This window comes from Mesorhizobium sp. B2-4-17, assembly GCF_006441275.1.
In the GTDB taxonomy this organism is placed as follows: Bacteria; Pseudomonadota; Alphaproteobacteria; order Rhizobiales; family Rhizobiaceae; genus Mesorhizobium.
This window is the reverse complement of record NZ_VFUX01000013.1, coordinates 32,273-54,674: the sequence shown is the minus strand read 5'-3', so window position 1 is coordinate 54,674 and position 22,402 is coordinate 32,273. Positions and strand designations below refer to the sequence as shown.

Below are 22,402 nucleotides of genomic sequence, written 5' to 3'. Positions count from 1 at the left end.
GTTTGCGAATGCGCTTGCGCGGACAGTCAGGTTTCGATAATCGTTGCGCGAAATGGAATAATTTTCGCAGGAATCACGAAAAATGCCACTCGACAGGATTGATATCGCCATTCTGGAGACATTGCAGAAGGATGGGCGGATGCCGAACGCGGCGCTTGCCGAAAAGGTCGGCCTATCCCAGTCGGCCTGCTCGCGCCGGCTCGACAATCTGGAGAAGTCGGGAACCATCCGTGGTTATCACGCCCGCCTTTCCAACGCAGCCCTTGGCCATCAGATGACGGCGATCGTCCACATATCCCTGTCCGGACAGTTCGAGAAGACGCTGTCGGATTTCGAGGCGGCGATCAAGCGTTGCCCCAACGTGCTGTCGTGCCACCTGATGTCCGGCGAATACGACTACATCCTTCGCATCGCGGCAAAGGATCTGGTTGATTACGAGCGCATCCACAAGGAGTGGCTGTCGGCGATGCCGCATGTGACGAAGATCAATTCGTCCTTTGCGTTGCGCGAAATCGTCGACCGGACGGCGATGGGGCTGAAGCCGGAAATGGCTTAAGCCTCCGTCACGATCCGATCCATCGGAATGTCGTGCGGCTGCGGATAGATGGTCGCGATGCGCTGCAGGTTGTAGCCGACGCCAATGACCAATGGCTTGAACGGCATGGCGGCCAGCGTGCGGTCGAAGAAACCGCCGCCATAACCCAGGCGATAATTGGTGGGATCGATACCGACGATCGGCGAGATGACGATGTCGGGCAGCACCGGATCACCCTCGGCAGGGATCGGGATGTTCCAGACCCCCTTTTCCAATCGATCGCCCGGTTTGTAGGCGCGAAACATCAACGGCCGCCCCTTTTCGACGACGATAGGCAGTGCGGTACGGCCACCTCGTTCGTTTATGGCGGCCATCCAAGGCCGCAGATCCGGCTCGCCGCGAAACGGCCAGTAAAGGCTGACCATGCGGCCCGCTATGTCGCCAATGATCGCGTCAAGGCCATCCGCAATGCGTTGCGACATTGCTGTTCGCGTGTCGGCCGAAATTGCGAGCCGGGCGGCGATCAGCCTTTCGCGTTCAGCTTTGCGCCATCGCCTTACGTCGGTCCAGTCGCTCAGAGGCGCCCGGAACTCGGGATCGAGTTCGTGCATGAAGCAGGGCGGCGAGGAATACTGCGCCGGACCTTGGTCGTCATGATCATTGGCCATGCCTCACCTCATCGCGTGTTCGATGACGCTATACCTCGCGACACGATACAACATGTGCATTCACGACATGGAACGGCGAGTCTCAGGCACTGTACTTATGTTGCTGCATTGCACAAGAACGCCTACATCCAAGGCAGGCAATCTTGGCCCGTCGGGGTGAACCGAGATGAACGAAGCCAGACATCAAATTGTGGTAGTTGGCGCGGGTTTCGGCGGCCTCGAATTTACCCGCGCGCTTGCCGGCGCACCGGTTCGCATCACCATGATCGACAAGCGCAACCATCATCTGTTCCAGCCGCTGCTCTACCAGGTGGCGACGACGGCACTGGCGACCTCCGAAGTTGCCTGGCCGATCCGCCACCTTCTGCGCAAACGCAAGGATGTCACCACGCTGCTCGCCAATGTCGTCGGCGTCGACCGGGCCGGCAAGCGCGTGCTGCTCGATGACGGCAGCGCCGTCGCCTGCGACACGCTGGTGCTGGCCACCGGCGCGCGCCACGCCTATTTCGGCCATGACGAATGGGAGCCTTTCGCGCCCGGCCTTAAGACGCTGGAGGACGCCACCACCGTTCGGCGGCGCACCCTGCTGGCCTTCGAACAGGCGGAGCGGCAGACTGATCCCGCCAAACGCCAGGCGCTGCTGACCATTGCCATTGTCGGTGGCGGCCCGACCGGTGTGGAACTCGCCGGCACCATCGCCGAGCTGGCGCATGACACATTGCGCGGTGAGTTCCGCAACATTGATACGCGCGAAACGCGCGTCGTGCTGATCGAAGCCGGCGACCGGATCCTGGCCAATTTCGCGCCAAAACTTTCCGAATACGCCAGGAAGGCGCTCGAGCGGCTCGGCGTCACACTTGAACTCGGACAGGCCGTTACGTGCTGTGATGCGGAAGGTGTCGTCTTCGGCGACACGCATCTGCCGGCCCGAACGATCCTTTGGGCAGCCGGCGTTGCCGCTTCGCCCGCCGCCGAATGGCTGGGAGCGAAAGCGGACCGAGCGGGCAGGGTGCTCGTCGAGCCCGACCTCAGCGTGCCCGGCAGCCCGGAGATTTTTGTTATCGGCGACGCCGCCCTTGTCTTGCGGCCCGACGGACGCCCAGTACCCGGTGTGGCACCTTCCGCCAAGCAGGAGGGTCGACATGTCGCGGCCACTATCAAGGCCAGGCTGGATGGCGATGCCACCACGCGACCCTTCCACTACAAGCATGCGGGCGACCTGGCGACGATCGGCAAGCGCGCCGCCGCGATCGATTTCGGCTGGATTAAGCTTACGGGCTGGCCGGCCTGGTGGCTGTGGGGCATCGCACACATCTATTTCCTGATCGGGTTCCGTAACCGGCTCGCGGTTTCGTTGAGCTGGCTATGGATCTACGTCACAGGCCAGCGTAGCGCCCGGCTGATCACGCAGGGCGAGGACGACAAGACCTGAGTTTCGTCACGGTCCCATTCATGCGCGCGTCATCTGTTGCTGATGGGATGATGTCCGGGTGCACGCAGCTCCATGAGTGGACTTGAGCCGGTTTCGGCGCGAAGTTCGCTTGGGGCAGGGCGTGTCACGTCGTCTAAGAAGGAGAGAACATGTCACAGCTGCTCCATTCCGTTTCCCGCCGTGGTTTCCTTGCGGGGGCCGCCGCCACAGGGGCGTTGATCGTGCTTCATCCCTTCTCCGCCCGGGCGCAAGCCAATCAGGCGCACCTTCGGATCATGGAAACCACTGATATCCATGTGAACGTACTGCCCTATGATTACTACGCCGACAAAGCCAACGACACGATGGGCCTGTCACGCACGGCTTCCCTGATCGACGCGGTGCGCAAGGAGGCCGTGAATTCGATGCTGATCGACAATGGCGATCTTCTGCAGGGCAATCCGATGGGCGACTACATCGCCTATGAAAAGGGCCTCAAGGACGGCGATCTGCATCCGATCATGAAAGGCATGAACCTGCTGGGTTACGAGTGCTCGACGCTCGGCAACCACGAATTCAACTACGGCCTGTCCTTTCTGGACAAGGTGCTGGCCGGCGCCAATTTCCCGTTCGTGTGCGCGAACCTGATCCGGGGCACCAAGCTTGCCGCCAACCCGCGCGACGACAAGCTCTACTTCAAGCCCTACATAATCCTCGACAAGAAAATCAAGGACGGGTCGGGCGCCGAGCAGCCGATCAGGATCGGCATCATCGGTTTCGTGCCGCCGCAGATCATGGTCTGGGACCTCAAGAACCTCGAAGGCAACGTCAAGACGCGCGACATCGTCGAGGCGGCCAAGGCCTGGGTGCCGCAGATGAAGGAAGAGGGCGCCGACATCGTCATCGCGCTCTCGCATTCCGGCATCGACGTGAAGCAGGGCGACATGATGGAGAACGCTTCGTTCTTTGTTGCCGGCGTCGATGGCATCGATGCGGTCTTCACGGGCCACCAGCATCTGGTGTTTCCCGGCAAGAAGGATTTCCAGTCGCTCGAAGGCGTCGACACGCAAAAGGGCACTCTGCAAGGCAAGCCCGCCGTGATGGGCGGTTTCTGGGGCTCGCATATGGGGCTTATCGATCTGATGCTGGAGCGCGACGGATCGAAATGGAACGTCGTTTCCGCAACATCGGAGGCGCGGCCGATCTTCGAGCGTGTCGACAACAAGAACAAGCCGACCGTCGCCGACGACAAGCGCATCATCGCGGCACTCGAACAGGACCATCAGGCGACGCTCGCCTATGTGCGCCGCCCAGTCGGCAAGACCTCCGCGCCGCTCTATTCCTATTTCGCGCTTGTCGCCGACGATCCATCGGTGCAGGTCGTCAGCCAGGCGCAGACCTGGTACCTCAAGGATATTCTCAAGAGCACGCAATGGAAGGATGTGCCGCTGCTGTCGGCCGCCGCTCCCTTCAAGACTGGCGGACGCAGCGGCGCCGACTACTATACCGACGTACCGGCGGGCGACATCGCGATCAAGAACGTCGCCGACCTCTACCTCTATCCGAATACGATACGGGCAGTCGAAATCACCGGGGCGCAAGTGAAGGAATGGCTGGAAATGTCGGCCGGCATCTTCAACAGGATAGAAGCTGGCAAGGCCGACCAGGCGCTGATCAACACTGAATTTCCGTCCTATAATTTTGATGTCATCGACGGTGTTTCATACAAGATCGATCTGTCCCAGCCGCCGAAATATGATGCCAAGGGTGGGGTGGCGAATGCCGGCTCCAAACGCATCGTCGAACTGAAATTCAATGGAAAACCGATTGATCCGGCGGCGAAATTCGTCGTTGCAACCAACAATTACCGGGCCGGCGGCGGCGGCAATTTCCCCGACATCAATGCCTCGAAGATCATCTACGAGGCACCGGACACCAACCGCGACGTCATCGTTCGCTACATCGTAAGCCAGGGCACGATCAACCCGTCGGCGGACGGCAACTGGTCGTTCGCGCCGCTACCAGGAACCAGCGTCATGTTCGAGACAGGCGTCAAGGCAAAGGACTTCATTGCCGATCTGAAGTCGCTGAAGATCGAACCGGCGGGCGAGGGTGAAGCCGGTTTTGCTAGATATCGCATCCTGCTCTGATCCAGCGGCCGACAAGGGATCCGTCTTTGCCCGCGTCCCCCGCGCGGGAGATGACCTCGCCGCTTGCCCGATGGCATCATCGCATCTCCCGGCAGCCCCGTTGGGACTGCCGGGGTATGGCATCTGTTTGAAGGCTGATCGCGGCCTGCCGCTGGCAATGCAAAGCCGCGCTTGTGACGGGCAGGCCGGTCCGACGCCCTGATTGTGTGCGTCAAAGTTCTGCAAAAAAGGGCGGCCATGGGGCTGGTCATGCCCCTATGGCATCGGACCACTGGTGGCCTGAACGCTTGGGGCTGCTGGGAATCGGAGTGTTGTGAGTGCGTCCTGTGGGGTAACTGCTGGTGCACTGACACGGACCCCATAATGGGACCGCATCGCGGCAGGGATGCGGGCCTGTTCCCTGGCCGCACGGCGTCTGCAGGCCCTGGCGACGAGTGCGGACTTACGCTTTGTAGACCACCTGGCGCACATCGATGTAGCTGGCACGAAAACCAGCTTCGCAATAATGCAGATAGAACTCCCAGAGTTTCTTGAAGCGATCGTCGAAGCCGAGCGGCACGATCTTCTCCCATGACGCCCGGAAGCGATGCCGCCATTCGGCGAGCGTGCGCGCATAGTCGTCGGGAAACACGCGTTCGCGCAGATGCGCAAGGCCATGGTCCTTGCCGAGCGCCTTCAGGATCGACGGCGTCGGCAACATGCCGCCTGGAAATACGTAGCGCTGGATGAAATCCGGCCTGGCACGGTAGGTGTCGTAGGCGGCTTCGTTGATGGTGATGATCTGCAGGCCCGCAGTGCCGCCTGGTTTCAGGCAGGCCTTCATCTTGGAGAAGAACACGGGCCAATATTTCTCACCGACCGCCTCGAACATCTCGATCGATGTAATGCGGTCGTAAGTGCCTGTTTCGTCGCGGTAATCCTGCAGTTTGATATCGACCTTGTCGGCAAGCCCGGCCTTGGCGATACGCGCCTTGGCGAAGTCGTGTTGCTCCCGGCTGATCGTCAGCCCGGTAACGCGGCAGCCGATTTCGCGTGCCGCGAATTCGGCAAAGCCGCCCCAACCGCAGCCGATCTCCAGCACATGATCCTTCCCACCTATACCCGTATCCCTGGCCAGCGCCCGATATTTGGCAGCCTGGGCGCTTTCGAGGTCATTGGCGCCGTTCGCATAAAGTGCGGAGGAATAGGTCATGCTCGGGTCGAGCCATTCCCCGTAGAAGGCGTTGCCGAGATCGTAATGCGCCGAGATATTGCGCTTCGAGCCCGAACGTGTGTTGTCATTGAACCAGTGGCGAATGCGCTGAACCGTGTTGATCAGCCAGTTCGCCCCGCCGGCAACCTTCTCGCCGAGGGCGGAGTTGACCACGAACAATTCCAGGAAACTGGTCACGTCAGGGCTTTCCCAGTCACCGTCCATGTAGGATTCGGCAACGCCGATCGTGCCGCCGGAAAAGGCCCGGCCCGGCAGGCGCCAGTTCTTGAGCACCAGCTCGGCATCGGGGCCTGGCGCCTTGCCTCCAACAAGAACGGCACGGCCGTTCGGCATCCTGACCTTCAGCGAACCGCGCGGCAGATTCATCGCGGCAGACAGCACCATCCGCGCCTTGGCCGGCAGGCCCTTGACGATCTCGGCGAAATTGAATTCGTCGAGCCTGACCGCGTCGTCCGGCGTCGTGCCAGAATGTTCCTTGTGAGCCATGCCCCACCCCTCCGCGGCGCCAGCGGACGATCGCCGGTTCCGTTTCTCGCAGTTCATTCGCCAGGTTCGAATGCCGTGCCTGATCCTGGCAGCTCATCGGATCGGTCACATGCGGGTCCAAACAAAAGCGCATGCCCTTTTTTGACCAGAGCTTCAGCGCTTCCAGCGAATTCCCGCGACAATCTTCCATGCCATGAAGGGGAACTTCAAGAGGCAGGCCGCGAGCTGGGCTGTGCCACGGGCGTCTGGCATCTGTTCGCCTTGCATCGACTTGTTGCTGCCAGGCTGCAGACACCGTCAGGGCGTGCTGAACGGCTCCTGTCCGCAGCCTGTTTGGAGTGCAGGATTGGCGCCGGCGGCGATTGGATAGATCAAAAAAGTCTATGTCCGCCGCAGTGCCTTTGCGATAGCTTTAGCCATGCGTTACGTAATCGTCATTGCGGCAATCGCGTTTTTCCTGATCTGGGACGGTCTCTACAATCAAGGCCGGTATCTCGACATCACGGTCAGGGAGATTTCCCATGTGACGCGCTACGTCACCGGCAAGGCCTAGTATTCCCTCCAAGGATAGCAGCCAGGTGCTTCACCCGAGGTGTCCGTCGCCGTGAGATGATGTTCTCGGCCTGTCCGGGGCGCGTCGCAAGGACGCGTGGCGCCACGAACGGTTGACGCGAAGAGACCGCCGTCACAAAAGACCTCGGCATTCAGATCGAGGAGGCGGGATTGATCCGGCATATCGTTTTCTTCAGCGCGAGGCGCAAGGAAGATGTGGAGGCAGTGCGTACCGGGCTGTTGGCCCTCGGCAATATTCCGCACTCCAGTCTCTTCGAGGTCACTTTGAACACCAAGGTCGATCCGTTGTCGGATGAAGTCGACGTCGTCGTCTATGCCGAGTTCGCCGACGACGCAGCGCTCGCCGCCTACAAGGCGCATCCGCTTTATGCGCAGACCACCAGCAAGGTGAAACCATTGCGCGAACTGCGCTATTCCGCGGATGTCGTAGCCGGCGGCTGATCGAGCGTATGCCTCGACAGATGCCGTTTGCGGCGCTCATGGGGCATCCTGGACGTCAATCCCCAGGGGCGGCAGAGGAGAGGCTACGTCTGGCGCCGCCATGGCGGGGATTGCAATCACGTCTTGAACCGTTTTGCGGAATGATGCACATCGCGCCTGCATGACCCGAACAACAGCAGCCGGCATTCATCCGCTCGATCATCTGGTGCTGCCGACGCAGAGCCTCGATGTGGCCCGAGCCCGGCTCAGTTCACTTGGCTTCGTCGTCGCTCCGAACGGCATTCATCCCTTTGGCACGGAAAACTGTTGCGTTTTCCTGGCCGACGGCACCTATCTGGAGCCGCTGGCGATTGGCAGTGAACTGGCAGCAATTGATGCGGTTGCCGCGGGCAATGTCTTCGTCGCGCGCGACCGCCTCTATCGCGACAGCCGCGGCGATGAGGGATTTTCTGCTGTGGTTCTGGGTACCGACAGTGCCGATGCCGATCATGCGCGCTATGTCGAGGCCGGACTGTCGGCGGGGGACACGCTGAGCTTTTCACGCGCTTTTACCGACACGGCGGGCCGAAGCGATACCGCATCGTTCAAGCTTGCCTTTGCCGCGGCCCAAGGCCAAACGGACGCCTTTCTTTTTGCCTGCCAGCGGATCAATGCGCCTGATGTGGACCGCAGCGCTTTGCAGGCCCACGCCAATGGTGCCATTGGCATTGTGGAAGTGGTGGCGATCAGCGACCAACCGGCCGAACAGAATCGGCTGATTTCCGTGGCGGTGGGGAGTCCCGCCGCCAGTGGGCAGGGCCGTACGTATCACTTGCCGAATGCAATCCTGAGCGTAGTCGATCCCGCGTCCTTCACCGCGCGCTTTGGTGTTTCGGCCGGTTCACCCACCAAGCTTCGCTTTGCCGCGGTCGTCTTTGCTGTCCGCAGCGCGGGTGCCATGTCGAGGCTGCTTGCAGCCGGTGCCATCCAGCACGATATAGCAGGCACTGACATTGTCGTGCAGCCGGCGTCCGGGCAGGGCGCCGCTTTCGTTTTCCGGGAGATCCAATGAGCAACCCCCTGGCGCCCAATTCGTCGGTAACCGTCGGCAATGTCGTGTTCGACAACAAGGCAGCCCTGGCGCTGATCGCCGGCCCGTGCCAGTTCGAATCGCGCCAGCATGCCTTCGACATGGCCGGCGCGCTGAAGGAGCTGACCGGCAGGCTCGGCATCGGCCTCGTCTACAAGACCAGCTACGACAAGGCCAACCGCACGTCGCTGTCGGCGACGCGCGGCGCCGGTATCGACGCCGCACTTCCCGTCTTCGACGAGCTGCGCAAGGAATTTTCGCTTCCGGTGCTGACCGATGTCCACACCGAGGAGCAGTGCGCGATCGTCGCGCCGCATGTCGATGTGCTGCAGATACCGGCTTTCCTGTCGCGTCAGACCGACATGCTGGTCGCCGCCGCCAGGACGGGCAAGGTGATCAATGTGAAGAAGGGGCAGTTCCTTGCTCCCTGGGACATGAAGAACGTGGTCGGCAAGATCACCGGTTCCGGCAACCCCAATGTCTTGACCACTGAACGCGGCGCGTCCTTTGGCTATAACACGCTGGTGTCGGACATGCGCGCTTTGCCGATCATGGCCGAGATCGGCGCTCCGGTGATCTTCGACGCCACGCATTCGGTCCAGCAGCCGGGCGGGCAGGGCGGATCGTCTGGCGGAGAGCGCCGCTTCGTCGAGACGCTGGCCCGCGCGGCCGTCGCCGTCGGCGTTGCCGGTGTCTTCATCGAGACCCACCAGGATCCCGACAATTCGACCTCTTCCGATGGGCCGAACATGGTGCCGCTCAAGGACATGCCGGCGCTTCTGGAAAGGCTGATCGCATTCGACCGGGTGGCGAAGGGCCGCTGAGCCGGCGCTTCCTGGCGGTGCTTGTGGTTGAAAGGGGCCGGTTGTACGCTTGGCCGGCAAATGAGCGTCCTGGCAGGAGGAAAGCCATGTCCGTCGCCCGTGTCACCGAAATCACCTCATCGTCGAAGAAGAGTTTTCAAGACGCCATCGAGAAGGGAATCGCCCGCGCCTCGAAAACCCTGAAGAACGTCGAGGGCGCCTGGATTCAGGATCAAAAGATCGTCGTCGCGGGCGGCAACATTTCGGCCTATCGCGTCAACATGAAGGTGACTTTCATCCTGGCGGAGTGACCGGGCCGCAGCCGAAAAAAGTCGGGAACTTTCGCTCTCGCCCCTCATTGTCAAGCAGAAATCAACGACAACGAGGAGCATGATAATGACGACCCAGACAGGCCATACCGAAGCCATCGCGGCTTCACGAGTCATCGGCACATCGGTTTACAATACCGAGGGCAAGAGCATCGGCAGCATCGAGGACATCATGCTCGACAAGACGTCGAATGGCATCATGTTCGCGGTGATCGGGTTCGGCGGCTTTCTCGGCATTAGCGAGAAGTATCACGCGATCCCCTGGGCGAGTCTCGACTACGACGAGGACATGGGCGGCTATGTGGTGCCCTTCTCCAAGGAGCAGCTGAAGGCGGCGCCTGCCTATTCGATCAACGAACTCGCCGGCGCTGATGGGGAACGTGCACGCGACGCATCCTATGAGTATTACAAGGTCGCGCCCTATTGGCATTGATCGCACAAATAGGGAAGGGCTCCGTTTCGACGGAGCCCTTCCTTGTTTCAACGCAACGCCTATTCGCTAATGTGCAAGGCCGGCAAAGCACCGGCCTTCGGCTGTGACGGCTGATTGTCGCACGACGTCAGGAATGCAGCCGCGATCAGAAACAGACTGACAATACCGCTCAACTCAGACATGGCGAAACTCCTCCTGTTTCGCCCCGCGCGACAACAGCCATAGCCCGGAATGCGCGTCTGACGGCATGACTTATGATGACAGAGATTTGCGCTTCGTGAATCGGACGGGCGGCACTATTTGGCCATGGCCCGATTGCCTTTTGCGTCGCTTTGGCTAAGACGGGCGCGACCTTTCGTCAGATCAATCGGGGACATCGCAATGACCGCCATCATCGATATTGTCGGGCGTGAAATCCTGGACAGCCGTGGAAACCCGACCGTCGAGGTCGATGTCGTGCTCGAAGACGGTTCGATGGGCCGTGCGGCGGTGCCGTCGGGCGCCTCGACCGGGGCGCATGAAGCCGTCGAGCTTCGCGATGGCGGCGCCCGTTATCTCGGCAAGGGCGTGCTCAAGGCCGTGGAGGCGGTCAATGGCGAGCTGTTCGAGGCGATCGGCGGCATGGAAGCCGAAAACCAGATCCATATCGACCAGACCATGATCGAGCTCGACGGCACGCCCAACAAGAGCCGGCTCGGCGCCAACGCGATCCTCGGTGTTTCACTGGCGGTTGCCAAGGCCGCGGCCGATGCGGCAGGCCTGCCGCTCTACCGCTATGTCGGCGGCACCAAGGCGCACATCCTGCCGGTGCCGATGATGAACATCATCAATGGCGGCGCGCATGCCGACAATCCGATCGACTTCCAGGAGTTCATGATCCTGCCGGTCGGCGCGCCGACTTTGCGCGAAGGCGTGCGCTGGGGTTCGGAAGTCTTCCACACGCTGAGGAAGAAGCTGAAGGATGCCGGCCACAACACCAATGTCGGCGACGAGGGCGGCTTTGCCCCGAACCTGAAGAGTGCGCCGGTAGCGCTCGATTTCATCATGGAATCGATCGAGAAGGCCGGCTTCAAGCCGGGCGAGGAGATCTCGCTCGGCCTCGATTGCGCAGCGACCGAGTTCTTCAAGGACGGCAACTACGTCTATGAGGGTGAGAAGAAGACGCGTGATCCAAAGGCGCAAGCCAAGTACCTTGCCAAGCTCGCCGCCGATTATCCGATCATCTCCATCGAGGATGGCCTGGCCGAGGACGACTGGGAAGGCTGGAAATACCTGACCGACCTGATCGGCAACAAGACGCAGCTGGTCGGCGACGACCTGTTCGTGACCAACACGGCGCGCCTGCGCGACGGCATCCGCATGGGGGTCGCCAATTCGATCCTGGTCAAGGTCAACCAGATCGGCTCGTTGACCGAAACGCTCGACGCCGTCGAAACCGCGCACAAGGCCGGCTACACCGCCGTCATGTCGCACCGCTCCGGCGAGACCGAGGATTCGACGATCGCCGATCTCGCCGTCGCCACCAATTGCGGACAGATCAAGACGGGTTCGCTGTCGCGCTCCGACCGCATGGCCAAGTACAACCAGCTTATCCGTATCGAGGAAGAGCTCGGCAAGCAGGCGCGTTATGCCGGCAAGTCGGTCATTAAGGGCTGAGCCGCGGCAAGCGAGTTCGAACAGCGGATGTAAAGGGCGGGGTCATTCCCGCCCTTTTTCATTTCAGTGTCGCTGGCTGGGCATCCGTAACCGTCCGTTAAGCACAATCGGGCGAAAAAGATCGCGAGCCGCTTGAGTTCGCGGCCGCGAGGGAACGGGCGATGTGGACGCGTCAGCACAAGCAGAGAAATACCGGCCGGCTCATCATCCCCTCGCTTTGTGTGGTGTTCCTGGCCTATTTCGGCTTTCATGCCTACCATGGTGAATTCGGCATCAACTCGAAATATCAGCTCGAAGCGCAAACAGTTGCGCTGCAAGCCCAGCTCGACGCCATCAAGGCGCGCCGGATGGAACTCGAACGGCGCGTTCGGCTCATGCATGACGGCACCCTGGAGAAGGACATGCTTGACGAGCAGGCGCGCAAGGCGCTCAATCTGTCCCAGGCTGACGAAATCACCATCATGTTGCCGGCGTCGGCAAAGTAACTGAATTTCAGTTAATCGTCGATATTTTCAATGATTTTAGCCGCTTAGCTGCATGCCAGCCATGCAATTTCGACATGGCGGAACGCCTTCTCACGTGTTAGCCTTGCATAAATCGGTGGGGAGAGCTGATCTTCCCGGGGGCGGATTTCATCCTGCCCTGATGTCCGCAAAGAGACGCCAACAGGGAGTGATGCATGGCCACCGCCGCCAAAAAAGCGCCTGCCAAATCGAAATCCGACGGTAAATCGGGGCTTTCAGCGCCCAAGCCGGTTGAATTCACCAAGGACGAAGAGCTTGCCGCTTACCGGCACATGCTGCTCATCCGCCGCTTCGAGGAAAAGGCCGGCCAGCTCTACGGCATGGGCTTCATCGGCGGCTTCTGTCATCTCTATATCGGTCAGGAAGCTGTCGTCACCGGCATGAAGATGGCGCTGATCGAGGGCGATCAGATGATCACCGCCTATCGCGATCACGGCCATATGCTGGCTATGGAGCTGTCGCCGCGTGGCGTCATGGCCGAGCTGACTGGGCGCCGCGGTGGCTTGTCGAAAGGCAAGGGCGGCTCCATGCACATGTTCTCCAAGGACAAGCATTTCTATGGCGGCCACGGCATTGTCGGCGCGCAGGTTTCGCTCGGCACCGGTCTCGCTTTCGCGAACCGCTACCGCGACAACAAGAACGTGTCGTTGACCTATTTCGGCGACGGCGCCGCCAACCAGGGCCAGGTCTATGAGAGTTTCAACATGGCCTCGCTGTGGAAGCTGCCGGTGATCTACATCATCGAGAACAACCGCTACGCCATGGGCACCTCGGTCTCGCGCTCTTCAGCCGAGACGGATTTTTCGCATCGCGGCGCTTCCTTCAAGATTCCTGGCATCCAGGTCGACGGCATGGATGTGCGCGCCGTCAAGGCCGCCGGCGACCTCGCCGCCGAATGGTGCCGTGCCGGCAACGGCCCGCTGATCCTCGAAATGCAGACCTATCGCTATCGCGGCCACTCCATGTCCGACCCGGCGAAGTATCGCTCGAAGGAAGAAGTGCAGAAGATGCGCTCCGAGCATGACCCGATCGAGCAGGTAAAGGCGCGGCTGATCGAGAAGAAGTGGGCGACCGAGGACGAGTTGAAGACCATCGACAAGGAGGTTCGCGACATCGTCGCCGACGCCGCCGAATTTGCCCAGAACGATGCAGAGCCGGATCCGTCCGAGCTCTGGACCGATATCGTATTGTAAGAGGGGCCAGGACATGCCGATCGAAATTCTCATGCCCGCTCTCTCGCCGACCATGGAAGAGGGCAATCTTTCCAAGTGGTTGAAGAACGAGGGCGACAAGGTCGTCGCCGGCGACGTCATCGCCGAGATCGAGACCGACAAGGCGACGATGGAAGTCGAAGCCGTCGACGAAGGCACGCTTGCCAAGATCGTGGTTCCCGCCGGCACCGAAGGCGTCAAGGTCAACGCCGTGATCGCCGTGCTTGCGGTTGATGGCGAAGACGTCGACAAGGCCGGCGAAGGCATCGGTGAAGAGGAAAAGCCAGCCAGGGCTGAAGCAGCCGCGCCCGCGCCGGTTGCCGCCAAGAGTGAGGCCGCGGCCCCTGTCGCCGCGGCGCCCAGGGCTGAAATCGCCGCCGATCCGGATATTCCGGCCGGCACCGAGATGGTCTCGACCACGGTGCGCGAAGCGCTGCGGGACGCCATGGCCGAGGAAATGCGCCGCGACGGCGACGTCTTCGTCATGGGCGAGGAGGTCGCCGAATACCAGGGCGCCTACAAGATCACGCAAGGGTTGCTGCAGGAATTCGGACCCCGGCGCGTCGTCGACACGCCGATAACCGAGCATGGCTTTGCCGGCGTTGGCGTCGGAGCGGCGATGGCCGGGCTGAAGCCGATCGTCGAGTTCATGACCTTCAACTTCGCCATGCAGGCGATCGACCAGATCATCAACTCGGCTGCCAAGACCCTCTATATGTCCGGCGGCCAGATGGGGGCGCCGATCGTATTCCGCGGGCCGAACGGTGCCGCGGCCCGCGTTGCCGCCCAGCATTCGCAGTGCTACGCCGCCTGGTACAGCCACGTTCCCGGCCTGAAAGTGGTGATGCCTTACACCGCCGCCGACGCCAAGGGTCTGCTGAAGGCCGCGATCCGTGACCCCAACCCGGTCATCTTCCTCGAGAACGAAATCCTCTACGGCCAGTCCTTCGACGTGCCGAAGCTGGATGATTTCGTGCTGCCGATCGGCAAGGCGCGCATCCACAAAACGGGCAAGGACGTTACCATCGTCTCGTTCGGCATCGGCATGACCTACGCGGTCAAGGCCGAAGCGGAATTGCGTGGCATGGGCATCGACGCCGAGATCATCGACTTGCGCACCATCCGTCCACTCGATCTCGACACCGTCATCGCCTCGGTCAAGAAGACCAACCGGCTGGTCGTGGTGGAAGAAGGCTTCCCGCAGAACTCCGTCGGCGACCATATCGCCAACCAGGTGTCGCAGCGCGCCTTTGATTTCCTGGACGCGCCCGTGATCACGATTGCCGGCAAGGATGTGCCGATGCCCTATGCGGCGAACCTGGAGAAGCTGGCGTTGCCGAATGTCGGCGAGGTCATCGAGGCCGTCAAAGCCGTTTCATATCGCTGAACCGGGCGGGAGGACAAAATGCCAATCAACATCACCATGCCGGCGCTCTCGCCCACGATGGAAGAGGGCAATCTTTCGAAATGGCTGGTCAAGGAGGGCGACAAGGTTTCGCCCGGCGATGTCATTGCGGAGATCGAGACCGACAAGGCAACGATGGAAGTCGAAGCCGTCGATGAGGGAACGGTTGCAAAGCTCGTCGTCCCCGCCGGCACGGAGGGCGTCAAGGTCAACGCGCTGATCGCTGTGCTCGCCGCCGAGGGCGAAAATGCAAGCGCTGCCGCCAGGACCGGTGGTGGTGCCGCGCCAGTGAAAGCCGAAGCAGCGAAGGCGGATTCTCCCAAGACAGACGCACCAAAGGCCGAGGCCCCGAAGTCTGAACCTGCCGTTACCGCACCAAAGGCGGCTCCGACCGGCAATGGTCATGCGGCCGGCGAGCGCACCTTTGCATCGCCGCTTGCCCGCCGTATCGCCAAGGAGGCTGGCGTCGATGTCTCGGCCGTGACCGGCACCGGCCCGCATGGCCGTGTGGTGAAGGCCGATGTCGACGCCGCGATTGCCGGCGGCGGTGCCAAGGCAGCCCCTGCGGCTAAGGCTCCAGCTGGCGCGCCTGCTGCTGCCTCAGCTGCCCCAGCGCCGAAAGCGATGTCGGACGATCAGGTGCTGAAGCTGTTCGAGGAAGGCTCCTACGATCTCGTCCCGCACGACAATATGCGCAAGACCATCGCGCGGCGGCTGGTGGAGGCCAAGACCACCATCCCGCATTTCTACCTGACGCTCGATTGCGAACTCGACGCGCTGCTGGCGCTGCGCTCGCAGCTCAATGCGGCCGCACCGACAAAGAAGACCGATAAGGGTGAGGCACCCGCCTACAAGCTCTCGGTCAACGACATGGTGATCAAGGCCATGGCCATGGCTCTGAAGGCGGTGCCGGACGCCAATGCCTCGTGGACCGAGAGCGCCATGGTCAAGCACAAGCACGCCGATGTCGGCGTTGCCGTGTCGATCCCCGGTGGGCTGATCACGCCGATCATCCGCAGGGCGGACGAAAAGACGCTGTCCACCATCTCCAACGAGATGAAGGATCTGGCCAGCCGTGCCCGCAGCCGCAAGCTGAAGCCGGAGGAATATCAGGGCGGCACCACGGCGGTGTCCAACCTCGGCATGTTCGGCATCAAAGACTTCGCCGCGGTGATCAATCCGCCGCATGCGACGATCCTGGCGGTGGGTGCCGGCGAGGAGCGGGCGGTGGTCAGGAATGGCGAGATCAAAATCGCCACGGTGATGTCAGTGACGCTGTCGACCGACCACCGGGCAGTCGATGGAGCGCTGGGTGCGGAACTGCTCGTTGCCTTCAAGCGGCTGATCGAGAACCCGATGGGCATGCTGGTCTAGGCAAAGGAGAAGGCGGTGCGGAAATTCTTCACCAGCCTTTTCGCCCTCATTCTCTCCGGATTCGCCGGCGGCCTTCTCGCGCGGGAAGCTGGCCGTCATCACCGACGCCAGTTTGTAAGCTGGCGTGTGAAGCGCGGCTTGGCTGGTGGAAGGGCGGATTGAACGGATGAAGACGGTGCTTTGCTACGGTGACTCGCTGACCTGGGCCTACAATGCCGAGGGCGGCCGTCACGCGTTTGAGGATCGCTGGCCAAGCGTGCTGCAGGCTGGGCTTGGCGGAGGCGTTCAGGTCATCGCCGACGGCCTGAATGGCCGCACCACGGCCTTCGATGATCATCTGGCTGGTGCCGATCGCAACGGCGCCAGGCTGCTGCCGACGGCTCTGACCACGCATGCGCCTATCGACCTGATCATCATCCTGCTCGGTGCCAACGACATGAAGCCGTGGATCCATGGCAATCCGGTCGCGGCCAAGCAAGGGATGCGGCGGCTGATCGACATCGTGCGCGGCCACGACTACCCGTTCGACTGGGAAGCGCCGCAGATACTGGTCGTCTCGCCTCCTGTTGTCAGCCGCACCGAAAATGCCGACTTCAAGGAAATGTATGCCGGCGGCGATGACGCTTCGAAGTATCTGGCATCGCAGTATGAGGCGCTGGCCGACGAGGCCGGTTGCGGTTTCTTCGATGCAGCTACCGTAGCGCAAACCACGCCGCTCGATGGCGTCCATCTCGACGCCGAAAACACCCGGAACATCGGCAAGGCGCTGACGCCAGTCGTGCGCGTGATGCTGGAATTGTGATTGAAGGAGAAAACCGTGGCTGAGAACTACGACGTCATCATTATCGGCTCCGGTCCCGGCGGCTATGTCGCGGCGGTGCGTTCCGCCCAGCTTGGCTTCAAGACGGCGATCGTCGAGCGCGAGCATCTCGGCGGCATATGTCTCAACTGGGGCTGCATTCCGACCAAGGCGCTGCTGCGCTCGGCCGAGATCATGCACTATTCGGATCATTTGAAGGATTATGGGTTGAAGCTCGACGGCAAGGTGAGCGCCGACACGGCGGCCGTGGTCGATCGGTCCCGCAAGGTTTCGCTGCGGCTCAATGGCGGCGTTGCCTTCTTGATGAAGAAGAACAAGGTCGACGTCATCTGGGGTGAGGCCAAGCTTTCCAAGCCGGGCGAGATCGTCGTGTCCAAGACGGCCAAGAAGCCGATGGAACCGCAGCCGCCGGTGCCGAAGGGCGTCAAGGGTGAGGGCACCTACAGCGCCAAGCATATCATCCTGGCGACCGGCGCCAGGCCGCGCGCGCTGCCCGGCATCGAACCGGACGGCAAGCTGATCTGGACCTATTTCGAGGCCATGGTGCCGAAGGAGATGCCGAAGTCGCTGCTGGTGATGGGTTCGGGCGCCATCGGCATCGAGTTCGCCTCCTTCTATCGCACCATGGGTGCGGAGGTGACGGTGGTCGAACTGCTGCCGGCGGTAGTGCCGGTGGAGGACGCCGAAGTCTCGAAATTCGCGCAAAAGCAGTTCGAGAAACAAGGCATGAAGATCATCCTCGAAGCCAAGGTGACCAAGGTCGAGAAGGGTGCCAACTCGGTCACCGCGCATGTCGAGATGAAGGATGGCAAGGTCGAGAAGATCACCGCCGACCGCATGATCTCGGCCGTCGGCGTGCAAGGCAACGTCGAGAATCTCGGTCTTGAAGCGCTTGGCGTGAAGACGGATCGCGGTTGCGTCGTTGTCGACGGTTACGGCAAGACGAACGTACCCGGCATCTACGCCATCGGCGATGTCGCCGGCCCGCCGATGCTGGCCCACAAGGCCGAGCATGAAGGCGTGGTGTGCGTCGAGAAGATCGCCAACTTTCCCGGCGTGCATGCCATCGACAAGCTCAAGATTCCCGGCTGCACCTACTGCAATCCGCAAGTCGCCTCCGTTGGTCTCACGGAAGCCAGGGCCAAGGCCGAAGGCAAGGATATCCGCGTCGGTCGTTTCCAGTTCGCCGCCAACGGCAAGGCGATCGCGCTCGGCGAGGATCAGGGCTTCATCAAGACCATCTTCGACAAGAAGACGGGTCAGTTGCTCGGCGCGCACATGGTCGGCGCCGAAGTGACCGAACTGATCCAGGGTTTTGTCGTGGCGATGAACCTCGAAACGACCGAGGAAGAACTTATGCACACCATCTTCCCGCATCCGACGCTGTCAGAGATGATGAAGGAAAGCGTGCTCGACGCCTATGGCCGCGCGCTGAACGCATGATAAATTGCTTGCACGAGACTCAGATGCGCAGGCCGCAGGAGCTCGCTGGCAAAGTAGTTCGTTTCCGGATGCATTTTCACCCATCACACAAGGAGAGGGCATATGCACTTGAATGGCGTCGGCTGGATAGCAGCGATCATCATCGGAGGCTTGGCGGGCTGGCTCGCCGAAATGGTCATGAAGAGCAACACCGGTATCTTCATGAACATGGTTCTCGGCATCGTGGGCGCAATCGTGCTGAACGCGATCCTGCAGGCCCTGAACATCGGCGTCTTCGGGGTCGGCTGGACCGCCTATCTGATCACCGGCTTCATCGGCGCCTGCCTGCTGATCTGGGTAGGGCGCCTGGTGCGCCGCTAGTCGATACCATTCCGCTATGCGAAAACGGTTGTGGCGGCATGTGCCGCCGCAGCCTTTTTCTTTGTGTTGAAAAGTCCTAGATGACGTGGAAGTGACGATCGCCGGCGGCGGTCGCGAAGAAAACCAGGGTTAAGATGGTCACCGTCCTCGATACGATCGCCAACGCGCCGCGGCTGCGGCATCCCGAGAAGGCGCACAAGCCTGACCAGGAGGTGTTGCGCAAGCCCGACTGGATCCGCGTCAAGGCGCCGGTCTCCAAAGGCTATGCCGAGACGCGGGAGATCGTGAAATCCCACAAGCTGGTGACCGTCTGCGAAGAGGCCGGTTGCCCGAATATTGGCGAGTGCTGGGAAAAGAAGCACGCCACCTTCATGATCATGGGCGAGATCTGCACGCGCGCCTGCGCCTTCTGCAACGTCGCCACCGGCATTCCGACAGCCCTCGATCCCGATGAGCCGGCCCGTGTCGCGCATGCAGTCAAGCAGATGGGTCTTAGCCACGTCGTCATCACCTCGGTCGACCGCGACGACCTCGCCGATGGCGGCGCGCAGCACTTCGCCGATGTTATTCGGGCCATCCGCGCCGCAACGCCGTCGACCACGATTGAAATCCTGACGCCCGATTTCCTGCGCAAGGACGGCGCGCTGGAGATCGTCGTGGCGGCCAGGCCCGACGTTTTCAATCACAATCTGGAAACCGTGCCGTCGAACTATCTGAAGGTCAGGCCGGGCGCCCGCTATTTCCACTCGATCAGGCTGTTGCAGCGGGTCAAGGAACTCGATCCGTCGATCTTCACCAAGTCCGGCATCATGGTCGGCCTGGGCGAGGAGCGGAACGAAATCCTGCAGCTAATGGACGATCTGCGTTCGGCCAATGTCGACTTCATGACGATCGGTCAGTATCTGCAGCCGTCGAAGAAGCACCATCCGGTGATCCGCTTCGTCACGCCGGAGGAGTTCAAGTCCTTTGAGACGATCGGCCGGACCAAGGGGTTTCTGCTGATGGCGTCGAGCCCGCTGACGCGTTCATCGCACCACGCCGGCGACGATTTCGCCAGGCTGCGCGCGGCGCGCGAAGCCCAGCTTGAGAAATCGCTCTAAACGCATGTCGCCCAAAAGTGACCTCGATTTTGGAAGAACGACATGCATGAAAACAACGAATCTAAAGCGCGTCGCATGAAGCCGTTTCGACGCGAAGTGCTCTAGAGCCGGTTTCATGCCGAAATTCGAAGCCACCCGCCGCGTCGCCCATACGCCGCAGCAGATGTTCGCGCTGGTCGCCGACATCGAGGCCTATCCGCAATTCCTGCCGCTGTGCGAAGCGCTGACGGTGCGCTCGCGCAAGGAGCGCGACGGGCGCACCATCCTCGTCGCCGACATGAGCATCGGCTACAAGGCGATCCGCGAGACCTTCACCACGCAGGTGCTGCTGAAACCCGACGAAAACGCCATCGACGTGAAGTACATTGACGGCCCGTTCAAATATCTGAGCAATGTCTGGCGTTTCGAGCCCGATGGCGACGGCTGCGCCGTCCGTTTCTTCATCGATTACGAGTTCAAGAGCCGCATTCTGGGCGCGCTGATGGGCACCATGTTCGACCGTGCCTTCCGCATGTTCGCCGAGGCGTTCGAAAAGCGCGCCAACGTCATCTATGGTGTCGCGCCCTCAGCCTGATGCAGGTCGCCCAAAACTACGCAGCGGTTTTTGGAACAACGACATGCACATCACCAATCGCGCCGTGGCGCTTTAATGCCGGCCAAGAGCTTTCAGCCCAAGTTCCAGTGCGTGCCTGACCGTTTCGCGGCGAATGAAATCGCGGCCCTTGTCAGCAAAGAGCATCCGTTCTGCAGTGACCATCTTGCCGTCCAAGCCGACGCCGAACCACACCAGGCCGACGGGCTTTTCCACTGAACCGCCGCCAGGCCCGGCGATGCCGGTGACTGCCAGGGTTAGCCCGGCCCACGATCGTGCAAGCGCACCGGCTGCCATCTCGACCGCTGTCTCGCACGATACCGCACCATGCGCGTCGAGTGTGGCGGCGCCAACACCAAGCATGTCCATCTTGGCTTCATTGGAATAGGTGATGAAGCCCCGGTCGACCACCGCGGAGGAGCCGGCGATGTCGGTCAGCGCGGCGATGATCATGCCGCCGGTGCAGCTTTCCGCCGTCGCCACCATGATGCCGCGCTCCCGGCAGGCCTCCAACAGAGCGATTGCCAGCTCGCTATTGCTCATTCCGGCACCTCGCCGGGAAACACCACGCTGGCCGTGGCGATCGCCGCAATGCCCTCTTCGCGGCCGATGAAGCCGAGCTTCTCGTTGGTCGTCGCCTTGATCGAGATGCGGTCGGCGGCAATGCCCAGCATCCGTGAAAGGGCTGATGTCATCGCCTCGCGGTGCGGGCCGACGCGCGGCGCCTCGCAAATCAGCGTGATGTCGGCATTGGCGATGCGCCCGCCGCGCTTACGCACCAGTCTCGCCGCGTGTTCGACGAATATCCGGGACGCGGCACCTTTCCATTGCGGGTCGGACGGCGGGAAATGCGTGCCGATGTCGCCGGCGCCGCATGTCGCCAGCAGCGCATCGGTCAGGGCGTGCAGCCCGACATCGGCGTCAGAATGGCCCGACAGCTTCTTCTCATGCGGAATGGCGACGCCGCACAGGGTGACGTGGTCTCCGGCTTCGAAGGCATGGACGTCGTAGCCGTTACCGGTGCGGATGTCGGGAAAGTGTATCGGCATGTTGGAAAGCCTCTGATGCGCCATGGCGATGTCCCGTGCCCATGTGAGTTTGACATTGTCTGGCGAGCCGGGAACGAGCTTGACTGGAATATGCGCCCATTCGGCGATGGCCGCGTCGTCGGTAAAGTCCAGTCTGCCCAGCAGATGCGCCTTGTTGTGCGCGGCAAGAATTGGCGCGTAGGGGAAACCTTGCGGCGTTTGCGCAGCGTGCAGCCCGCTGCGGGAAACAGTCTCCGCGACCACGCCGGAGGTTGATTCTCGCTTCAGCGTCTCGGCGACGGGCAGGGCGGGCAGCGCCCCTTCGTGTTCGGTGATGGCGGCGATGGTGCGGTCGATCAATTCCGCGTCGACGAACGGCCGGACGGCGTCGTGAATCAGAACCTGGCTTGGCGCGTGCTCCATCAGCGCAAGCAACCCGAGCCGGACGGACTCCTGCCGTGTCGGGCCGCCCATGACGGCTGTCACCCGCCCGGCGGCGGCGCCGGCCGCTTGCCGGAACAGCTCATGATCGTCGGCATGGATGGCGACGACGATCCGGCCCGTTCGGGGATGAGCCAGGAACATGTCCAGCGTGTGCGCAATGACGGCGCGCCCGCCGATGCTTTGGTATTGCTTGGGTCCATTGGCCTGCCCGGCACGCGCCCCGCGGCCGGCGGCGACGATTACCACCCCGACTTCGCCATCCGCCTCCGAAACGTGATTTTCACTTGCGTCCGTCATGCCGATTGGTCCTAGTCGCGGCCAAGGCCGAAGGCCA

General features: G+C 61.7%; 24 protein-coding genes. 19 read left to right on the top strand and 5 right to left on the bottom strand.

Going from position 1 to position 22,402, the window contains the following annotated elements; translation table 11 throughout:
• Nucleotides 1–82: 82 nt before the first annotated feature.
• The gene (locus FJ548_RS12320; RefSeq protein ID WP_015317948.1) at nucleotides 83–556 is read left to right on the top strand and encodes an Lrp/AsnC family transcriptional regulator; all 474 of its coding nucleotides are present in this window, start codon (nucleotides 83–85) and stop codon (nucleotides 554–556) included.
• On the opposite strand, the gene FJ548_RS12315 is transcribed toward FJ548_RS12320, so the two are convergent.
• The gene (locus tag FJ548_RS12315; RefSeq protein ID WP_140777984.1) at nucleotides 553–1,203 is read right to left on the bottom strand and encodes a 5-formyltetrahydrofolate cyclo-ligase; all 651 of its coding nucleotides are present in this window, start codon (nucleotides 1,201–1,203) and stop codon (nucleotides 553–555) included. The two genes, FJ548_RS12320 and FJ548_RS12315, sit on opposite strands and share 4 nt — an antisense overlap.
• A gap of 166 nt (nucleotides 1,204–1,369) precedes the next feature.
• On the opposite strand from FJ548_RS12315, the gene FJ548_RS12310 reads away from it, so the two are divergent.
• Nucleotides 1,370–2,635, top strand: coding sequence for an NAD(P)/FAD-dependent oxidoreductase (locus tag FJ548_RS12310; RefSeq protein ID WP_140777983.1), 1,266 nt, complete (start codon nucleotides 1,370–1,372; stop codon nucleotides 2,633–2,635).
• A gap of 149 nt (nucleotides 2,636–2,784) precedes the next feature.
• Complete coding sequence (locus FJ548_RS12305) at nucleotides 2,785–4,764, top strand: bifunctional 2',3'-cyclic-nucleotide 2'-phosphodiesterase/3'-nucleotidase (protein WP_140777982.1); 1,980 nt, start codon at nucleotides 2,785–2,787, stop codon at nucleotides 4,762–4,764.
• A gap of 442 nt (nucleotides 4,765–5,206) precedes the next feature.
• On the opposite strand, the gene FJ548_RS12300 is transcribed toward FJ548_RS12305, so the two are convergent.
• Nucleotides 5,207–6,463: a cyclopropane-fatty-acyl-phospholipid synthase family protein gene (locus tag FJ548_RS12300; protein WP_140777981.1), complete on the bottom strand. Its 1,257-nt coding sequence runs from the start codon at nucleotides 6,461–6,463 to the stop codon at nucleotides 5,207–5,209.
• A 418-nt stretch (nucleotides 6,464–6,881) separates the two neighbouring features.
• On the opposite strand from FJ548_RS12300, the gene FJ548_RS30740 reads away from it, so the two are divergent.
• From FJ548_RS30740 to FJ548_RS12275, 6 genes are all read left to right on the top strand, one after another.
• Nucleotides 6,882–7,016 (top strand): hypothetical protein, encoded by a 135-nt coding sequence (locus FJ548_RS30740; protein WP_264296520.1) that lies wholly within the window; start codon nucleotides 6,882–6,884, stop codon nucleotides 7,014–7,016.
• A 170-nt stretch (nucleotides 7,017–7,186) separates the two neighbouring features.
• Nucleotides 7,187–7,477, top strand: coding sequence for a Dabb family protein (locus FJ548_RS12295; RefSeq protein WP_140697754.1), 291 nt, complete (start codon nucleotides 7,187–7,189; stop codon nucleotides 7,475–7,477).
• A 160-nt stretch (nucleotides 7,478–7,637) separates the two neighbouring features.
• The gene (locus FJ548_RS12290) at nucleotides 7,638–8,528 is read left to right on the top strand and encodes a VOC family protein (RefSeq protein WP_140777980.1); all 891 of its coding nucleotides are present in this window, start codon (nucleotides 7,638–7,640) and stop codon (nucleotides 8,526–8,528) included.
• Nucleotides 8,525–9,370, top strand: a complete 846-nt coding sequence (kdsA, locus tag FJ548_RS12285) for a 3-deoxy-8-phosphooctulonate synthase (RefSeq protein WP_140697748.1) — start codon at nucleotides 8,525–8,527, stop codon at nucleotides 9,368–9,370. The genes FJ548_RS12290 and kdsA overlap by 4 nt, the downstream gene beginning before the upstream one ends.
• Nucleotides 9,371–9,456: 86 nt before the next feature.
• Nucleotides 9,457–9,660 carry a dodecin family protein gene (locus tag FJ548_RS12280; RefSeq protein ID WP_140611609.1) on the top strand — a complete coding sequence of 68 codons (204 nt, stop codon included), beginning with the start codon at nucleotides 9,457–9,459 and terminating at the stop codon, nucleotides 9,658–9,660.
• An 85-nt stretch (nucleotides 9,661–9,745) separates the two neighbouring features.
• Entirely contained in the window at nucleotides 9,746–10,111 is a 366-nt protein-coding gene (locus tag FJ548_RS12275) for a PRC-barrel domain-containing protein (RefSeq protein ID WP_140697745.1), read from the top strand.
• A 59-nt stretch (nucleotides 10,112–10,170) separates the two neighbouring features.
• On the opposite strand, the gene FJ548_RS30735 is transcribed toward FJ548_RS12275, so the two are convergent.
• Nucleotides 10,171–10,293, bottom strand: a complete 123-nt coding sequence (locus FJ548_RS30735) for a hypothetical protein (protein ID WP_140697743.1) — start codon at nucleotides 10,291–10,293, stop codon at nucleotides 10,171–10,173.
• Nucleotides 10,294–10,492: 199 nt separating this feature from the next.
• Between FJ548_RS30735 and eno the strand changes: the two genes are divergently transcribed.
• The 10 genes from eno to FJ548_RS12220 all read left to right on the top strand — a co-directional run bounded on the left by eno (nucleotide 10,493) and on the right by FJ548_RS12220 (nucleotide 20,578).
• A complete protein-coding gene (gene eno / locus FJ548_RS12265) occupies nucleotides 10,493–11,767 on the top strand; it encodes a phosphopyruvate hydratase (RefSeq protein ID WP_140611615.1) in 1,275 nt (424 codons plus the stop codon).
• 161 nt (nucleotides 11,768–11,928) lie between these two features.
• The gene (locus tag FJ548_RS12260) at nucleotides 11,929–12,252 is read left to right on the top strand and encodes a septum formation initiator family protein (RefSeq protein ID WP_140611617.1); all 324 of its coding nucleotides are present in this window, start codon (nucleotides 11,929–11,931) and stop codon (nucleotides 12,250–12,252) included.
• Between the two features lie 194 nt (nucleotides 12,253–12,446).
• Nucleotides 12,447–13,484, top strand: a complete 1,038-nt coding sequence (gene pdhA / locus FJ548_RS12255) for a pyruvate dehydrogenase (acetyl-transferring) E1 component subunit alpha (protein ID WP_140611619.1) — start codon at nucleotides 12,447–12,449, stop codon at nucleotides 13,482–13,484.
• A gap of 13 nt (nucleotides 13,485–13,497) precedes the next feature.
• On the top strand, nucleotides 13,498–14,889 hold the full coding sequence (locus FJ548_RS12250) for a pyruvate dehydrogenase complex E1 component subunit beta (protein ID WP_140611621.1): 1,392 nt from the start codon (nucleotides 13,498–13,500) through the stop codon (nucleotides 14,887–14,889).
• An 18-nt stretch (nucleotides 14,890–14,907) separates the two neighbouring features.
• The gene (locus tag FJ548_RS12245; protein WP_140777979.1) at nucleotides 14,908–16,281 is read left to right on the top strand and encodes a pyruvate dehydrogenase complex dihydrolipoamide acetyltransferase; all 1,374 of its coding nucleotides are present in this window, start codon (nucleotides 14,908–14,910) and stop codon (nucleotides 16,279–16,281) included.
• 166 nt (nucleotides 16,282–16,447) lie between these two features.
• Nucleotides 16,448–17,083, top strand: a complete 636-nt coding sequence (locus FJ548_RS12240) for an SGNH/GDSL hydrolase family protein (protein ID WP_140606856.1) — start codon at nucleotides 16,448–16,450, stop codon at nucleotides 17,081–17,083.
• A gap of 15 nt (nucleotides 17,084–17,098) precedes the next feature.
• Nucleotides 17,099–18,544, top strand: coding sequence for a dihydrolipoyl dehydrogenase (gene lpdA, locus FJ548_RS12235; RefSeq protein WP_140777978.1), 1,446 nt, complete (start codon nucleotides 17,099–17,101; stop codon nucleotides 18,542–18,544).
• A gap of 102 nt (nucleotides 18,545–18,646) precedes the next feature.
• Complete coding sequence (locus FJ548_RS12230; protein ID WP_140606858.1) at nucleotides 18,647–18,904, top strand: GlsB/YeaQ/YmgE family stress response membrane protein; 258 nt, start codon at nucleotides 18,647–18,649, stop codon at nucleotides 18,902–18,904.
• 134 nt (nucleotides 18,905–19,038) lie between these two features.
• Nucleotides 19,039–20,004 carry a lipoyl synthase gene (gene lipA / locus FJ548_RS12225; RefSeq protein ID WP_140606859.1) on the top strand — a complete coding sequence of 322 codons (966 nt, stop codon included), beginning with the start codon at nucleotides 19,039–19,041 and terminating at the stop codon, nucleotides 20,002–20,004.
• Between the two features lie 115 nt (nucleotides 20,005–20,119).
• The gene (locus FJ548_RS12220; RefSeq protein ID WP_140606860.1) at nucleotides 20,120–20,578 is read left to right on the top strand and encodes a type II toxin-antitoxin system RatA family toxin; all 459 of its coding nucleotides are present in this window, start codon (nucleotides 20,120–20,122) and stop codon (nucleotides 20,576–20,578) included.
• A 72-nt stretch (nucleotides 20,579–20,650) separates the two neighbouring features.
• Here FJ548_RS12220 and FJ548_RS12215 read toward each other — a convergent pair whose 3' ends face one another.
• Both FJ548_RS12215 and FJ548_RS12210 read right to left on the bottom strand, forming a co-directional pair.
• Nucleotides 20,651–21,139: a CinA family protein gene (locus FJ548_RS12215; protein WP_140606861.1), complete on the bottom strand. Its 489-nt coding sequence runs from the start codon at nucleotides 21,137–21,139 to the stop codon at nucleotides 20,651–20,653.
• Nucleotides 21,136–22,365 carry a bifunctional 2-C-methyl-D-erythritol 4-phosphate cytidylyltransferase/2-C-methyl-D-erythritol 2,4-cyclodiphosphate synthase gene (locus tag FJ548_RS12210; RefSeq protein WP_140606862.1) on the bottom strand — a complete coding sequence of 410 codons (1,230 nt, stop codon included), beginning with the start codon at nucleotides 22,363–22,365 and terminating at the stop codon, nucleotides 21,136–21,138. The genes FJ548_RS12215 and FJ548_RS12210 overlap by 4 nt, the downstream gene beginning before the upstream one ends.
• Between the last annotated feature and the right edge of the window lie 37 nt (nucleotides 22,366–22,402).

What these genes read in the sequence shown, in the direction of transcription:
- FJ548_RS12310 (WP_140777983.1), top strand. Translation starts at nt 1,370, where the DNA reads ATGAACGAAGCCAGACATCAAATTGTGGTAGTTGGCGCGGGTTTCGGC.
- FJ548_RS12210 (WP_140606862.1), bottom strand. Translation starts at nt 22,365, where the DNA reads ATGACGGACGCAAGTGAAAATCACGTTTCGGAGGCGGATGGCGAAGTC.
- FJ548_RS12290 (WP_140777980.1), top strand. Translation starts at nt 7,638, where the DNA reads ATGACCCGAACAACAGCAGCCGGCATTCATCCGCTCGATCATCTGGTG.
- FJ548_RS30740 (WP_264296520.1), top strand. Translation starts at nt 6,882, where the DNA reads ATGCGTTACGTAATCGTCATTGCGGCAATCGCGTTTTTCCTGATCTGG.
- FJ548_RS30735 (WP_140697743.1), bottom strand. Translation starts at nt 10,293, where the DNA reads ATGTCTGAGTTGAGCGGTATTGTCAGTCTGTTTCTGATCGCGGCTGCA.
- FJ548_RS12275 (WP_140697745.1), top strand. Translation starts at nt 9,746, where the DNA reads ATGACGACCCAGACAGGCCATACCGAAGCCATCGCGGCTTCACGAGTC.
- FJ548_RS12240 (WP_140606856.1), top strand. Translation starts at nt 16,448, where the DNA reads ATGAAGACGGTGCTTTGCTACGGTGACTCGCTGACCTGGGCCTACAAT.
- FJ548_RS12305 (WP_140777982.1), top strand. Translation starts at nt 2,785, where the DNA reads ATGTCACAGCTGCTCCATTCCGTTTCCCGCCGTGGTTTCCTTGCGGGG.
- FJ548_RS12320 (WP_015317948.1), top strand. Translation starts at nt 83, where the DNA reads ATGCCACTCGACAGGATTGATATCGCCATTCTGGAGACATTGCAGAAG.
- FJ548_RS12220 (WP_140606860.1), top strand. Translation starts at nt 20,120, where the DNA reads ATGCCGAAATTCGAAGCCACCCGCCGCGTCGCCCATACGCCGCAGCAG.
- FJ548_RS12245 (WP_140777979.1), top strand. Translation starts at nt 14,908, where the DNA reads ATGCCAATCAACATCACCATGCCGGCGCTCTCGCCCACGATGGAAGAG.
- eno (WP_140611615.1), top strand. Translation starts at nt 10,493, where the DNA reads ATGACCGCCATCATCGATATTGTCGGGCGTGAAATCCTGGACAGCCGT.
- FJ548_RS12215 (WP_140606861.1), bottom strand. Translation starts at nt 21,139, where the DNA reads ATGAGCAATAGCGAGCTGGCAATCGCTCTGTTGGAGGCCTGCCGGGAG.
- FJ548_RS12230 (WP_140606858.1), top strand. Translation starts at nt 18,647, where the DNA reads ATGCACTTGAATGGCGTCGGCTGGATAGCAGCGATCATCATCGGAGGC.
- FJ548_RS12315 (WP_140777984.1), bottom strand. Translation starts at nt 1,203, where the DNA reads ATGGCCAATGATCATGACGACCAAGGTCCGGCGCAGTATTCCTCGCCG.
- pdhA (WP_140611619.1), top strand. Translation starts at nt 12,447, where the DNA reads ATGGCCACCGCCGCCAAAAAAGCGCCTGCCAAATCGAAATCCGACGGT.
- FJ548_RS12260 (WP_140611617.1), top strand. Translation starts at nt 11,929, where the DNA reads ATGTGGACGCGTCAGCACAAGCAGAGAAATACCGGCCGGCTCATCATC.
- FJ548_RS12300 (WP_140777981.1), bottom strand. Translation starts at nt 6,463, where the DNA reads ATGGCTCACAAGGAACATTCTGGCACGACGCCGGACGACGCGGTCAGG.
- kdsA (WP_140697748.1), top strand. Translation starts at nt 8,525, where the DNA reads ATGAGCAACCCCCTGGCGCCCAATTCGTCGGTAACCGTCGGCAATGTC.
- FJ548_RS12250 (WP_140611621.1), top strand. Translation starts at nt 13,498, where the DNA reads ATGCCGATCGAAATTCTCATGCCCGCTCTCTCGCCGACCATGGAAGAG.
- lipA (WP_140606859.1), top strand. Translation starts at nt 19,039, where the DNA reads ATGGTCACCGTCCTCGATACGATCGCCAACGCGCCGCGGCTGCGGCAT.
- FJ548_RS12280 (WP_140611609.1), top strand. Translation starts at nt 9,457, where the DNA reads ATGTCCGTCGCCCGTGTCACCGAAATCACCTCATCGTCGAAGAAGAGT.